This window comes from Paenibacillus sp. MER 180, from assembly GCF_023713665.1.
Classification (GTDB): Bacteria; Bacillota; Bacilli; order Paenibacillales; family Paenibacillaceae; genus Paenibacillus_B; species Paenibacillus_B suaedae.
In genome coordinates this window covers 153,115-166,931 of the sequence record NZ_JAMAVT010000008.1, presented here as the reverse complement: position 1 = coordinate 166,931, position 13,817 = coordinate 153,115, and the positions used below count along the sequence as shown (strand labels likewise).

Genomic DNA, 13,817 nt, shown 5'->3' with positions numbered 1-13,817 from the left:
CACCGTGCAGCATGGAGGTGAGCATGCGGTGGCAAAAAAGATAAGGCTGGACAAACTATTAGGGCATATGGGCTGCGGCAGTCGCTCAGAGATTAAAAAATGGGCGAAGATTGGCCTAATTCAAGTCAATGGACGGGTAATTAAGGACAGCGGCTTGCAGGTGGATCCCGATGCAGATGAAGTGCTGCTGGATGGCGAACAGATTCGCTATCGTGAATTTGTATATATTATGTTGAATAAGCCGCAAGGCGTAATATCTGCTACGGAAGATATACGGGAACGGACGGTGGTTGATCTGCTCCCTGAAGAGCTGCGGCACTTCGAGCCTTTCCCAGTAGGTCGGCTGGACAAAGATACAGAGGGCTTGCTGCTGCTTACAAATGACGGCAAGCTGGCGCATGAGCTGCTGTCTCCGAAGAAGCACGTCCCGAAGACCTATGTGGCTACCGTTAGAGGACGGGTTGACAACAAGGATGGAGAAGCATTTCAACAAGGAGTAGAGCTGGATGATGGATATGTGACGAAGCCAGCTCATCTTGTCATACGTGGCCATGAGGAGCAATCCGATGGAACCGTGCACTCCTTCATCGAACTGACGATTACGGAAGGGAAGTTTCATCAGGTGAAACGAATGTTCGAGTCGGTCGGCAAGCAAGTCATTTATTTGAAGCGAATTCGAATGGGCGAACTGGAATTGGATTCGGCTCTTAAGCTCGGTCAGTGGAGAGAGTGTACGGAAGAAGAGCTTACCTTGCTCCAACGACAGCAGTAATAGCAACAATATCAGCAATACTAACCATAGCAACAACTGGATAGGACTGCTTTACACTTACGAATATCATACTGTTCATACGATACAGAAGATAGAGATGAGAGGGAGAAAACAGTGATGAATTATCGCATCGTGGCTTTAGATATGGATGGAACTCTGCTTCATGACGATCATACGCTGTCCAGCGCGAATGCGGAGGCGATTCGCAAGGCTGCGGCACAAGGTATGGAGATTGTGCTGTGTACGGGAAGAAGTCCGATCAGTACGCTTCCTTATTTAGAGCAAATCGGACTAGAGGGTGTTGTCATTACCCATAATGGTGCAGCTACCATTGCTTCAGAAGGGCGCAGAGTGCTCCACCGCTTCGATATCCCGAGCGCTGGCTTGGAGCCTTATATTCAATATTGCCGTGAGAACGGAGTTCACTTCGATATCAATACAGCTTTTGATCTCTATGTGGACAAGCTGAACGAGTTGACCCCGGAGATGCTGGATCTATACCGTCAATTCCTGATTGAGCCGAAGCAGTTCCCAGGTTGGACGGGCTTGACTGATGCTCCTGTGAAGCTGACGATGAGCGGGCATAAGGAAGAGATAGATCGAGTAGAACATGAATTGAATCAATGGACACATGAGCACAACTTTATTCGCTCAGGAGACTACTTTATCGATATTATGCACAAGGATGCAACGAAGGGAAATGCACTCAAGCAGCTTGCTGCTATGCGCGGCGTACCTCGTGAGCAGGTATTGGCCATCGGCAACTATTATAATGATATGACGATGATTCAATTCGCTGGCTTGGGCGTGGCTATGGACAATTCTCCGCTTGAAGTGAAGGCAGCTGCACAGGAAGTTACACTGTCGAACAACGAGGATGGAGTGGCGGCAACTTTGCTTAAGTATTGTAAATAGCTGCACCCAGCCCTAGAGGAAATTGTACTGGAGCTATGCTGGAATTGGTTCCATGCAAGTACCCATGCAATGATTCACTCATGTGAACCACTGTCCTTGCACAATCGAAGCTTCTCTCAGGAGCATTCTATTGTGCAAGATCAGTGGTCTTTAATTTGCATGATGCTGTTCTTGTAAGGTAGTCTACTTTATTTGCGTAATCCTTTTGGATAATGGTTCTTTAACTGGCCGCCTGATGCTTTGCCGAAGCCAATTGGCAATCCGTCTATTGCGACAAGTGTCCATCCCTTCAGATTCGCATTTTCTCCTTCAAGAAGCAGAGCTTCACCTCGCAAATAGGCTTCCGCGGCCGGATCTTCCACATCATATGAGATGGATTGAGCAGCTACCTTTGAAGAACTGCAGAACATCGCGAGTGCATGGGCGGGCTCAATACGATTCTTGCGTATATGAGCGAGATGCAGACCGGCACGAGGGATGCGGAGCCCTTGGAGTGTCTCTCCACTTCGTAGTGCTTGAACAGCTGATTCATTGCCCTGCGGCAGCCAATAGAGTTCTTCCCCGAACAGCAAGGGCATTCCTTGCGGCAAGTGAATCCCAGGTAGGAACTCTTTCATCCAAGCCTCAAACTGTGTAAATGCCGTCTGCGCTTCGTTGGAGCGGGTTCCACGTCCCTTGCGGGCAGTCTTGCCGCGACGGCTAGTAGAGCTAGTGGAAGCAATTGATTCCGAGTCGCCCTCCTGTAGCTGCAACACGGCTACAAAATGTCCTTCTCCTTCAGAGTGATGAGGCCAAATTCGCTCCATGCGAATCAACTTGAACTGGTCGTAATGCTGAAGCCATTTTTCAATGATTCCTTCATTTTCCTGATGGTTGAAAGTGCAGGTGGAATAGGCAATCGTCCCGCCGGGCTTCAACATCGTTACTGCTGCCTGAATAATATCCCATTGCCGTGCTGCGCACATGGCAACATGCTCAGGAGACCACTCCTTGATGGCATCGTTATCTTTACGAAACATGCCTTCACCCGAGCATGGGGCATCGAGCATAATCCGATCGAAGGCTTGCGGGAACTTAGCGGCTAACGCATGTGGATCGGATTGGGTGACGATCGTGTTGGGGATCCCCATTCGCTCGATATTTTCGGCTAATATTTTGGCGCGCTGTGGATGAATCTCATTGGAGATGAGGACACCTTCACCTCGCATCCGTCCTGCAATGTGGGTAGATTTCCCTCCAGGCGCAGCGGCCAAATCCAAGATGAATTCGCCTGGCTGTGGATCAAGCAGGCTTACTGCAGACATTGCAGAGGGCTCTTGAATATAATAGAAGCCTGCTGCATGATACGGGTGCTTGCCAGGACGCGAGCTCTCTTCGTAATAGTATCCTTCCTCGCACCAAGGCACGGGGCGCAGCTGGAATAGCTTCTCTGAGCGCGATCGAGCGTCAGGATGTGTCAGCCACTTCACGGGATTGGCACGCAGTCCGAAGGTGCGCGGCTCTGTATAGCTTTGCAAAAATGCATCCCCATCCTTAGGGAGCATCTGCTTCATTTGCTCAATATAAGCTTGAGGCAATGAGTAGTTTGTTTTTTCTAGGGACATGTTACAGCTCCTTTCCGAATGGGTATAAGTAATCAGCATTGTATAGTTTACCGGACTGCTGGCCTTCGATGCAACGTTGAATCTTTAGGGAATAACCGCATGAAATCTCTTATTCATCATTGTGATTTTCTAGTAGTGATTGGAGGTACAGGTTACAATAATGTAAGACACTTTTGCGAAACGTCATAGTAAGCTTGTACGTATGGAGTATGTGGTAGGATTCGGGGTTGGAAAGATCAACTCATGGATACAATTTGACTAGGGGAAGCTAGAGATACGCATCTACGAGAACAACCAGGTAAGACAGGAGAAAGGAGCGGATGAATGGTGAATGATGTCGTTGTTGAACTACAAAACGTCACGAAAAAGATAAAAGGAAAAACGATTATCGATGATTTGTCATTCAGTGTGCGTCGCGGTGAAGTATATGGATTCCTTGGCCCGAACGGAGCAGGGAAGACGACGACGATCCGGATGATGGTCGGCCTGATGTCGATGACTTCTGGAAATATTGTAATAGAGGGGCATAATATTCGAACCGACCGCGCGAAGGCGATGGCTCATGTTGGCGCGATTGTCGAAAACCCAGAGCTTTACAAATTTATGACCGGACGCAAAAATTTGCAGCACTTCGTACGTATGAGCGGGAAGCCGATTACGGAGGAGCGCATTAAGGAAATTGTGAAGTTGGTAGATTTGGAAAATGCGCTGGACAAGAAAGTTAAGACGTACTCCCTAGGGATGCGCCAAAGGCTGGGTGTTGCGCAGGCTCTGCTTCATAACCCATCCATTTTGATATTGGATGAACCTACGAATGGTCTAGATCCAGCCGGTATACGTGAACTGCGTGATTATTTGCGCCATCTCGCGAAGAAGGAAAATATCTCGATTCTCGTATCCAGTCACTTATTGTCTGAGATTGAACTCATGTGTGATCGAGTGCTCATCATTCAGAACGGTAAGTTTGTCGGGGAACGATCGCTTGATCCGAATGAAGAGGGCGAACAATCTCAAGCAATGGCAATTCGCTTCGTGGTCGACGATGCCGCGAAAGCGATGGAAGTGCTGGCATCTACAGCTTGGAAGGCAAGTGTAGAGGAAGACAGTGCAGTTAAAGTTGAACTGATGCATGACGAGGTTCCTACAGCCGTACAGAAGTTCGTTCAAGCGGGTGTTCTCATTTATGAGGTGCGCACAGTGGCGCCTACATTAGAGGAGACGTTCTTGTCCATGACGAAAGGGGGACGTATTGAATGAGATACTTCGTATCCCTTGTGCAAAATGAATGGATGAAGGCGAACAGCAAGCGCCAAGTGCCTTATTTTTACGCGTTTATCGCGGTTATTACGTTAATTGTAGCTGCTGCAATGCGGTTCTTTATTTTCAAAAGTGATCCATATCCATATATGGCTTTTGTGAGCGACGTCAACTTCTTGTTCAGCTCCCTCATTGGCATCTTTATCATGGTCGTCGCTGCACAAATCGTTACCGACGAGTATCGAGATGGAACGATTAAGCAGTTGTTGATAAGACCGGCAAGCCGCACAACGGTACTTACCTCTAAGATGGTTACTGTAGTACTCATCTTGTTGTCGGTGTATGTATTCACGGTCATTTGCAGTGTTGTGATCGGAATGATCTTCTTCAGCTTCATGTCAGCAGATGTTACACTGGCGTCCATATTGAAAGATATCGTCTTCCGAATTCCAGATGTACTGTTCTATGCACTGCTTGCGATGACAGCAGCTGTGCTGACACGCAGCTTGGGTCTGGCAATTACCGTGCCGATTGTGATGAAGTCTGTCGTTGGAGCGGGGATATACTTCTTCTCTGGCAAGCCGTGGTACAAGTATTTAATTTTCCCGAATTTGAACTGGCAGCCGTATTTCAACGGTGGAGACAATCTTCCATTTAAAGAAGCGAGCTTCGGTTTCAGTGTTACGATTTTTGCCGTGTATATGATCGTGCTTCTTGGCTTGTCCCTCATCATTTTCAACAAAAGGGACGTACAATAGAATAGCGCTCAATCTGGAACAACGGACAACGCCTTCCCTTGCATGGAGATGCAGGAGAAGGCGTTGTTTATTGTTAGGACATATTGCCCGAGGCTTTCTGGATATGGAGATAATTTGTGACTAGATTTTTGCCATGAGTTTTGGAATAGTACATCGCCTGATCCGCTTCTCGTACAATATCATCTGAAGTCATATATTTGCGCAGCGTACTATGACCGATGCTAAGGGTTACCGTTGTCTCCTGTTCTACGCGATGCCGGATTGACTCAGCGATTTGCTCGGTACGGGCATTGCGATGCGTAATCAACGCCACTAGTTCCTCGCCTCCGAATCGGCCAGGTACGCCATAGTCCTCCACCTCTTCCCGAATAATCAGAGACACTTGCTTCAAGATTTCGTCTGCTTGATCATGACCATATGTATCGTTGACTTTTTTGAAATTGTCGATATCGCAAAAAATAAATGAAATTTTGTACTCGTTGTGGATATATTGCTGCATCACTTTCATAATATGTCTTCGATTGAATAGACCTGTCAACCCATCCGTAATGGAAGTGCGATAAGTCATATGAAGCAGTTCGACCACGCGCTCGAACAAGATGAAGAACAATAGGGAGTAATAGGCGAGTGGGAGTAGCCGTTCCAACAGGAACAGCTGATTGTTGTTGTATGTAAACAGCAAGGCATTCATAGATGTAAGCAAAATCGTGGCAAAGTAAGCTGCTAAGCTGCATATATAAGTGATACGCTGTCCAATTCTGGGTGCTACCCACACATAACAAAACAGCGTTGCGAACATAAGATATAGAAGCAGCGGCCATGCGTTAGCGATGGTAGGTGTGATATTCGTGTCAAAAGGAATAGACAGCATCGTCGCAATTGGGATGACCAGCAGCATTGCTGAGAAGCGAACCCGATATCCGCGAGTAGGCCTCTTGTAGAGCCGGTATATCGCCATGTTCATGAGAACAAAGGAAAACGCTTGCAAGGTCGCGCCACCGACAAACCAGTTATAAATATGAGGGTTCCACTCCAGCAATGGCAGACGAACCACATCAGTCAGACGTTCCACCGCCATAAGGAATAAGGAGATAACGAGCAAAATATATGCTGGTGATCGCTGACGGATATAAAGACGAATCGCCATCAGAATCATAATAAATGTAATGTAAAGGATACAGGAAGACACTGATCCCATCACATTGTTCACTTCAGAAAGGGAATTAGCCAAATGAGTCATGAATGACAGCTCCATTGGGAAGGTTCTTTACTGAAACATATGTTCTAATATATCATAAAGGTTGAATGGCGAAAAGCGCGAACAAGAAGGAGGCGCTCGCATGAATATTTTGCAAGCATTGTTTTTTCCGCCTGAACAGCCTGGAGGGGTATCCTCTATGATTCCATATATACTTGATCGATTTCAATCGCCCCACTGGGAGATGGAGATCTTTTCGCTGCCGAAGCGAATACGGGGCAAAGGGCAGGAAGAAGTCCATTTTCATACTTTCGATTGGAAGCAGTACGGGGATAGTTCGATTGTGCAGAAATATGTTCAAACGTATCGCGACTATGTCTGGTGGTCGAAGCTGCGACTTACGAATCGCTATGATCTGATACATGCACATCATCCCATTGTAGGACTTGTAATGAAGCAGTTGTACCCGGATACACCTGTAATTATGACCGTTCACTCTAGCTTTGAACAAGAGCTTATCTTAAATGGAAAGATTGAACCCAATGGACCGGAGCATCAATTTCTAACATCCTTATACCGTGAGCTGGAGTCTCAAGTGGATGAGATGATGACGGTGTCCGATTCTTTCCGGACGTATCTGAAGGCTTATGTTCATGATGCGGATCGAATAGAGGTTCTGCCGAATGGATTTGATGAGAAGCGATTCAAGCCGATCGCCCATGATAATGCAGTGCCTCAACTCATCACGATGTGCCGCTTAGTCCCTGCCAAAGGGCTCGATGTACTGCTGCAGGCATGTGCAGAGCTAAAGCGGCGGGGTCATGCTTATGTACTTCATATTATCGGCGATGGGCCGATTCGGGAGGATCTTGAGCATCTCGCACAGGAGCTGTCTATATATGATGAGACGATATTTTACGGCTATATGCTTCATCCCGAGGAGTTTATGCCGTTCTTCGATATTTTTGTGCTGCCTTCACGGGCGGAAGCGTTCGGTTCTGTATTTGCGGAGGCGGCGCTCTGCTGGTTATCGCTCATCGGAACGAATGTTGGCGGGATAGCAGAGCAGATTGAAGACGGGGTGAATGGACTGCTTGTACCGCCTGATGATCCGATTGCGCTCTGTAATGCGCTGGAGAGAGCAATGATGGATGGCTCATTCCGCTATGAACTTGCGCGGGCAGCATGGGCAAAGGCGAAGCAAACCTATTCGCTAACACGTATCGTGAATGAATTGAAGCGCAAATATTTACATTATCAATTGAAGCGGGGGTGAGGCATTGATTCCGTTTCGTTTTCTACATGCGGCGGATTTGCATGTTGATAGCCCCTTCCGCGGTCTACAAGCTCTGCCGGATAAGCTGAAGGAAGAAGTTCACGAATCAACGTTCGCTGCCTGGGACAATCTCGTACGGTTAGCAATTCGTGCGAAGGTAGACTTTGTTGTCATTAGCGGTGATTTATACGATGGCAGAGATCGCTCGCTTAAGGCGCAGTGGAGGCTTCAGCGGGGGATGGAGCAGCTTCAGGATCATCGGATTCCCGTGTATATCATTCATGGGAATCACGATCCACTTCATCGTGAGGTGAAGTGGGAGTGGCCAAGCAATGTGACCGTTTTCCCTACGGATAAACCACAAGCCGTTATTGTTCCGAATAAGAATGCCTCGCCGGTAGCAGTTGTATGCGGGATGTCTTATGGAGACATGGCGGTATACGAGAATTTGGCAGCGATGTATCCCAATTGTCCAGAAAGGAATGCTGTGCAAGCGAGGAATGTCCTTTTCCCTGATGAGGAATGTACGTTGCATGCAGATAGCGTAGAGGAGACCACACATAGGAGTCAGCAGACAGTTGCAGCTAATCAACTGTTCCGCATTGGTCTGCTTCATGGAACGGTTGATGGAAGTGCGGAACACGATCCCTACGCACCATGCTCCAAGAGAGAGCTTGTGGAAAAGGGATATGATTATTGGGCGCTAGGCCATATTCATAAGAGAGAAGTGCTGCATGAGTCCCCTTATATTGTATATCCCGGCAATACACAAGGCAGGCATGTAAAAGAAACAGGTGCGAAAGGCTGCTACCTGGTTAATGTGAATGAGCTTGGTGATGTCAGCCTGCAATTCGAAACATTGGATACGGTTCGGTGGCGTCAGGAGCAGATCGATGTTAGTGGGATAAGTTCACTTCAATCTATCATGCAGCTGCTTGATGAGAAGATGGCAGCTTGGAAAGGTGAAGAAGGGGAACGATTAACGCTGATTCGTGTGGAACTGACTGGACGAACGCCCTTGTATGCCTCGCTGCAGCAGGAATCCTTCCCCGAACAATGGAGGGAAGCATGGCAAGCACAAGAGCTTGACCATGCTTCTTATAAAGAGGTGTCAGGGATTCTGTGGCCAATCGCACTTCGCATCAGCTGTACACCTGATATTGATGTTGAGCAGTGGGAGGCGACTGATAGCTTCCCAGGAGACTTGATCCGAATAGCGAGTCAGGCACAACAGCATGATACGGCTAGAGAAGCGCTGATTCAGGAAGCATTGGAGACACTTCTGCAGCAGCCACGCTTGCGGAATTGGCTTGCCTCCCAATCCAGCGAGACACAGGAGGAATGGGTGCGGGAAGCGATGCTGTTAGCCGTGGAGTGGCTCCAGAGCGGGGTGAAGCGTTCATGAAAATATTACAGATTCACCTTATGGGGTATGGAGGATTTCGTGATGCGGTAATCCCGCTTGCGGAACGCGGTTCGAATATGGGGATTACGCTGCTCTATGGACCTAATGAGGCAGGGAAGAGTACGATTACCTATTTTATTCGGGACATGCTGTATGGATTGTCGAAACGGAGAAGCAGCCATTCCCGATATGTGCCGAGCGAAGGGGCTGTATATGGGGGACGGATGAGCGTGCTCGATCGAAGCGGTGCCGAATGGACGATTGAGCGGTGGGAGCGGGATGGCTCGCTCCATACGAGTATCCGTAAGGTGTCTGCAACAGGAGTTCTGACAGATGTCAGCCAATCTCAATTGGAGGATGAACTGTTAGGGGGATTGAATGCGGGACTCTTCTGCCGCTTATTTGGCATAACACTCGATGAGCTGCAGGAGCTGCAAACGCTCCAGGATGACGAGGTTGGGGCCTATTTATATGATACAGGGCTGTATGGCGGCAGAGGGATAACTGAGGCGGAGCGTTGGCTGCAGCAATCGATGGATGGACTGTTTCGGCCGAGGGGCCGCAATCAGTTGATCAACCAGACCCTTCATACGATGGACAAGCTAGAACGAGTGCAGCGAGAAGCGCATCGTCATGCGGGAAAGCTAAGTGAGTTAGAAGAGCAGTTGACTCGAATAGAGCTAGAACTGAATCAGTGTGTAGAGCAGCGGATTGTACAACGGGAGGAACTGGCTAAGGCTGAACGCGCAAGCGGTGTGGCCGATACGTGGATTCGCTATATAGCCGCCAAGCAAGAGCTGGATGAACAGCCGACAGATCTGTCAATAAGGCTGCCTGAGCTTGCTGCCCAGTGGCGGGAGCTTGACCGGAAGCTTGCTGATACGGAAGCTGCTTGCAGAGAAATGGAAGAGAAGCGGCAAGCAGCAGCTGACCGTAAGAAAGGGAAGGAGCCGTTCAAACAGCTGCTAGATCTGGAGTCGGAGACAAGACGGCTGGCACAGTTGACGGATACTGTCCAACATTGGCGAGAAGCAGCGGGAGAGGCTGAAGTGGAATGCAATGCTGCCGAAGCTGAATTATGGCGGCTCTCTCGTCAGACGGATTCATCATGGACACCGGAGATGCTGCTGGCGAGCAAGACTTCCTCCTACTTGGAGCAGGCGCAGTTGGCAGAGAGACGTGCGGATGCGTGTCGTCTCGCAATCGCGCAATCAGAAGCCGGGATGGAGCATGCAGTCCGTGAGGCAGAGATTGCGGCCAAAGAGTACGATGATGCCAAGAGGCAGCTCGAACGCTGTGAGACGGCTGGAGTGAATGGCAGTGGCTTTGCCCCAAACGAGGGAAGCGCAGCAGATATCGCACGCGCAGAGCAATCATTAGCAGATGCGGTGCGTGTGTGGAATGCTTCAAGTGACGGCAAGGAGCGTGTTCCTACAGCGGAACGAGTACATAACGAATCCTATTCTCGAAGGAACCGCAAAGCACCGCGTCCGCAGAAGTTTGCGCACTCCCGCATTATCTATGGATTTGGATTAGGTGTAGTCCTGCTGGCTGCCGGGCTCGGGTGGATGGCACAGCAATGGCTAATGGCTCTCGTCATTGCCTTGGTAGGCCTAGCAGCTACCGCTGTAATGGCATATGTATCTTCACAATCTCCACCGCATTCTTCAGACAAAGCGGATGTGATGGCGCGTAGCGAGAGTGCGCAAGATGGATTGGAACATGCAATCCGTGTGCATGCTGAGGCGCTCCGTCAATTATTGCAGCCCTATCTCTCTAGCACAGCACGCAGTATACCCGATGCTGGCATCGATGAACTAAGAAGGACTGCGCAAGAGGTTGGAGCCTGGCATCGTGAACGATTACATGTACAAGAACGCTGTCGTTCTCTGTATGAGACGGTGATTGTGACTGAACGACGCTGTCGACTGCTTACAGCGGAACTGGATGCTGCGCATAAGAAAGAAGAAGGGCGCTTACGCGATTGGCATGCATGGCTCGATCAAGAGTCTCTTCCGGAACGGCTCACCCCTGAGGGGGTAAAGGAACATTGCAGAAGGTGGGAACAAGCCGAAGAAGTGGAGCAGCAGCGTCATCGCGCGGCTGTGAAGCATGCGCGCCTTCTTGGCCAGCTGGAATTGTTCGAGCAGGATTGCAACAGCTTGCTGCATACCGCACAGCATCTGATCACAACTCGAGCTCAACAAGCGATGAAGGCGAATGACACTGGTTCGAAGGAAGAAGGGACTGAAGCTGTATTCCATTACGGAGTCGCTGCTCATGATGAGGGCGTGGAGCTTCTGTCAGGATCAATGATAGGTGGATTATTCCGGCTGCTGGAGCGAATCGAGCGTGAACAGGCTACCGAGCAGGAATATCAGCAATTGTTGCTTCACAGCAGTTCCTTAGATGATGAGTGGAAGGAGAAGCATATTCATGCCAGTCAGATGCAGGAGACGATGAATAAGCTTCTTCTGGAAGCCGGCGTGAACACCGGTTTTGAATTGCTGCATCGTGCTGATGCGTACAACTATAAGCTTGAGCTGGAGCGGCAGGTTCGGGAGCTGGAAGCAGTGCTGTATCGCGGAGGAGAACGCACGGCATTTCGACCAATGGAGGAACTGTTGATTCGGTATGATGGACGTGAGCTCGAGCAGCGATGCATTTCCATAGCACATCAAATGGAACAGCTGGATACACGGATTCGAGAGCTGGAAGGACGCAAGGGAAGATTGGAGCAGGAGCGGGAGAGGTTGAAGCAAGAGGTGGAGGGGGCTTCCCATCACCAGGAAATTGCGCTGCAGGAATCGAAGCTGGACGAGCAAGCGTCTCGTTATGCAGTTCTGGCGCTTGCCAAGACACTCATGCAGCGTACTCGCAGATTGTATGAGGAGGAGAAGCAGCCTGCTGTACTGAAACGTGCTGCCCATTATATGGAGCAGATGAGTGCTGGGCGCTATACTCGCGTGCTGATTCCCTTTGGCGAGAAGACGATCGCGCTGGCAAGGCAGGATGGTCAGATAGTATGGAGTCACCATTTCAGTAGAGGAACTGCAGAGCAGGTATATCTGGCTATTCGATTTGCGCTTGCAGAAGCGCTAACGAACCGGGCATCCGTGCCATTCGTGCTGGATGATATTCTAGTCAACTTCGACCAGGAACGGCTAGGATTGGCAGCGAAGGCGCTTATTGCGCTCTCCGATTCGCATCATGTCATGATGACGACTTGCCATCCTCATGTCGTGGATTTGATAAAGCGTGAATTGCCGGAAGTGCGGTTGATAGAAATGCAACGATTGGCATATAGCTCTTAAGCATAGGCGCGGTTCCCTTCAGTAGAGGGACTGCGCCTTATTTGCACAAGATATAAGGTTCACTGTTGTTAGCTCTCAGGTGGAGAAGTTGGATGTTTCTGACGTGCAGGCTGCAGTGGCAGCGATGCAGGAAATGGAGTGTCGGTCGGCGGACGATGAGTATGAGTCGGACGCTGTCCAGATGAACGAATTAACAGGTATATCCAAGCAAGGCTGAACACACCAAAGATTGGATACAGGTGAGATACCAGCGGCTTGAAGCCAAATTGACTGAACAGAAAGCAAAATAGCATGATCATGATAATAAGGAGTTTCGGATGAATTCCTGTACGTTGATGCATCTGCAGGGTAATCCCATACACATCGGCAACGTAGGTTGTAAAGATCTCGGAAAAAATAAGCATGACATAAATCAATTGAATGAATACGCCTAGTCCGGATGAAATATGGCCCATGGGAATATCGAATTGCGTAATACCGGGCATGTACACAGCCAACGCAAAATGTCCGGAAAGCAGCATTAATCCAATTAGTACGCCTCCGATAATGCCCCCAAGTTGAATCACTCTTTTGTTCGGCATCGAAGCTCCAAGCGGGACGAGAACAGCTTGTGCCATTGCTAAATTAAAGGCGCCATACAAGAGCGGCGCACTCCATGCTGCATAGAAGGCCTTGTCTGTGCTCAGCGTTAGTGCTTGAGCAGCATTTGGCATTTGGATGGTATGAATGATGATGAACAAGGTAAACGTAAGCATTGTAGGTGCAACGATGGAGTTCAGCTTCAAGATGGCGCCCATGCCCCGGCTGACGAACCAATAGGAACTAACCAATGTAAGCAGCAGACCAATCTGGTAATTCAAATGCAAATACTCCACGAACACGGATCCTGCTCCTGCCAGCATTACACTATTGACGCAAATAATAATGACCATCGTGAATAGACTGACTGCTCCGCCAATCCGATCTCCGAACAGCATGCGGTTAATGTCCTCATATGATCGAGCCTTGATGTCATGAGACAGGAGCATCAGCTTCGTGCCCAGCCAGATGAACAGCACTGTCGACAACGCGATGGTAAGGGGAGCCCACCACCCATAAGCTGTGAAAAATTGCAATATTTCCTGTCCGGTCGCAAACCCTGCCCCCACGACGGTTCCAATATACGTGAATGCAATTTGCATAACTAACACTGCTTTTCTCAACGTTAAGACGCCTCCTTGCCAGCCAAGCTTGTACGCATTACTATAAAATATGAGCAAGTAGGTTCGGACATGACTGCATGGTTATGATAAAATAGATATCGAATTACGGGAGGGGG

10 protein-coding genes are annotated in these 13,817 nt (G+C 49.1%); 7 read left to right on the top strand and 3 right to left on the bottom strand.

Translation table 11 applies throughout. The features are described from left to right. Positions 1 to 28: 28 nt before the first annotated feature. Both M3661_RS15050 and M3661_RS15045 read left to right on the top strand, forming a co-directional pair. Positions 29 to 772, top strand: a complete 744-nt coding sequence (locus M3661_RS15050; protein ID WP_251486403.1) for a pseudouridine synthase — start codon at positions 29 to 31, stop codon at positions 770 to 772. A 117-nt stretch (positions 773 to 889) separates the two neighbouring features. Continuing rightward, positions 890 to 1,687, top strand: a complete 798-nt coding sequence (locus M3661_RS15045) for a Cof-type HAD-IIB family hydrolase (RefSeq protein WP_065293565.1) — start codon at positions 890 to 892, stop codon at positions 1,685 to 1,687. A 188-nt stretch (positions 1,688 to 1,875) separates the two neighbouring features. On the opposite strand, the gene M3661_RS15040 is transcribed toward M3661_RS15045, so the two are convergent. Beyond that, positions 1,876 to 3,291 carry an RsmB/NOP family class I SAM-dependent RNA methyltransferase gene (locus M3661_RS15040; protein ID WP_251486400.1) on the bottom strand — a complete coding sequence of 472 codons (1,416 nt, stop codon included), beginning with the start codon at positions 3,289 to 3,291 and terminating at the stop codon, positions 1,876 to 1,878. A gap of 327 nt (positions 3,292 to 3,618) precedes the next feature. On the opposite strand from M3661_RS15040, the gene M3661_RS15035 reads away from it, so the two are divergent. Next, positions 3,619 to 4,548, top strand: a complete 930-nt coding sequence (locus tag M3661_RS15035) for an ABC transporter ATP-binding protein (RefSeq protein ID WP_036590707.1) — start codon at positions 3,619 to 3,621, stop codon at positions 4,546 to 4,548. Then, positions 4,545 to 5,306 carry an ABC transporter permease gene (locus M3661_RS15030; RefSeq protein ID WP_021253199.1) on the top strand — a complete coding sequence of 254 codons (762 nt, stop codon included), beginning with the start codon at positions 4,545 to 4,547 and terminating at the stop codon, positions 5,304 to 5,306. Before M3661_RS15035 ends, M3661_RS15030 begins: the two co-directional genes overlap by 4 nt. Positions 5,307 to 5,379: 73 nt before the next feature. On the opposite strand, the gene M3661_RS15025 is transcribed toward M3661_RS15030, so the two are convergent. Further along, positions 5,380 to 6,546, bottom strand: coding sequence for a GGDEF domain-containing protein (locus M3661_RS15025; protein WP_065293563.1), 1,167 nt, complete (start codon positions 6,544 to 6,546; stop codon positions 5,380 to 5,382). Positions 6,547 to 6,646: 100 nt separating this feature from the next. Between M3661_RS15025 and M3661_RS15020 the strand changes: the two genes are divergently transcribed. The 3 genes from M3661_RS15020 to M3661_RS15010 are packed head-to-tail and all read left to right on the top strand — an operon-like array spanning position 6,647 to position 12,499. Then, positions 6,647 to 7,780 (top strand): glycosyltransferase family 4 protein, encoded by a 1,134-nt coding sequence (locus M3661_RS15020; protein WP_065293562.1) that lies wholly within the window; start codon positions 6,647 to 6,649, stop codon positions 7,778 to 7,780. 4 nt (positions 7,781 to 7,784) lie between these two features. After that, positions 7,785 to 9,185, top strand: coding sequence for a metallophosphoesterase family protein (locus M3661_RS15015; RefSeq protein ID WP_065293561.1), 1,401 nt, complete (start codon positions 7,785 to 7,787; stop codon positions 9,183 to 9,185). Then, positions 9,122 to 12,499, top strand: a complete 3,378-nt coding sequence (locus M3661_RS15010; protein ID WP_251486398.1) for an AAA family ATPase — start codon at positions 9,122 to 9,124, stop codon at positions 12,497 to 12,499. Before M3661_RS15015 ends, M3661_RS15010 begins: the two co-directional genes overlap by 64 nt. A 68-nt stretch (positions 12,500 to 12,567) precedes the next feature. Here the strand turns inward: M3661_RS15010 and M3661_RS15005 are convergent, their stop codons facing one another. Next, a complete protein-coding gene (locus M3661_RS15005) occupies positions 12,568 to 13,701 on the bottom strand; it encodes a YkvI family membrane protein (protein WP_251486397.1) in 1,134 nt (377 codons plus the stop codon). Between the last annotated feature and the right edge of the window lie 116 nt (positions 13,702 to 13,817).

Coding starts and splice junctions, on each gene's coding strand:
- M3661_RS15025 (WP_065293563.1), bottom strand. CDS start 6,546: ATGACTCATTTGGCTAATTCCCTTTCTGAAGTGAACAATGTGATGGGA.
- M3661_RS15020 (WP_065293562.1), top strand. CDS start 6,647: ATGAATATTTTGCAAGCATTGTTTTTTCCGCCTGAACAGCCTGGAGGG.
- M3661_RS15010 (WP_251486398.1), top strand. CDS start 9,122: ATGGGTGCGGGAAGCGATGCTGTTAGCCGTGGAGTGGCTCCAGAGCGG.
- M3661_RS15030 (WP_021253199.1), top strand. CDS start 4,545: ATGAGATACTTCGTATCCCTTGTGCAAAATGAATGGATGAAGGCGAAC.
- M3661_RS15045 (WP_065293565.1), top strand. CDS start 890: ATGAATTATCGCATCGTGGCTTTAGATATGGATGGAACTCTGCTTCAT.
- M3661_RS15040 (WP_251486400.1), bottom strand. CDS start 3,291: ATGTCCCTAGAAAAAACAAACTACTCATTGCCTCAAGCTTATATTGAG.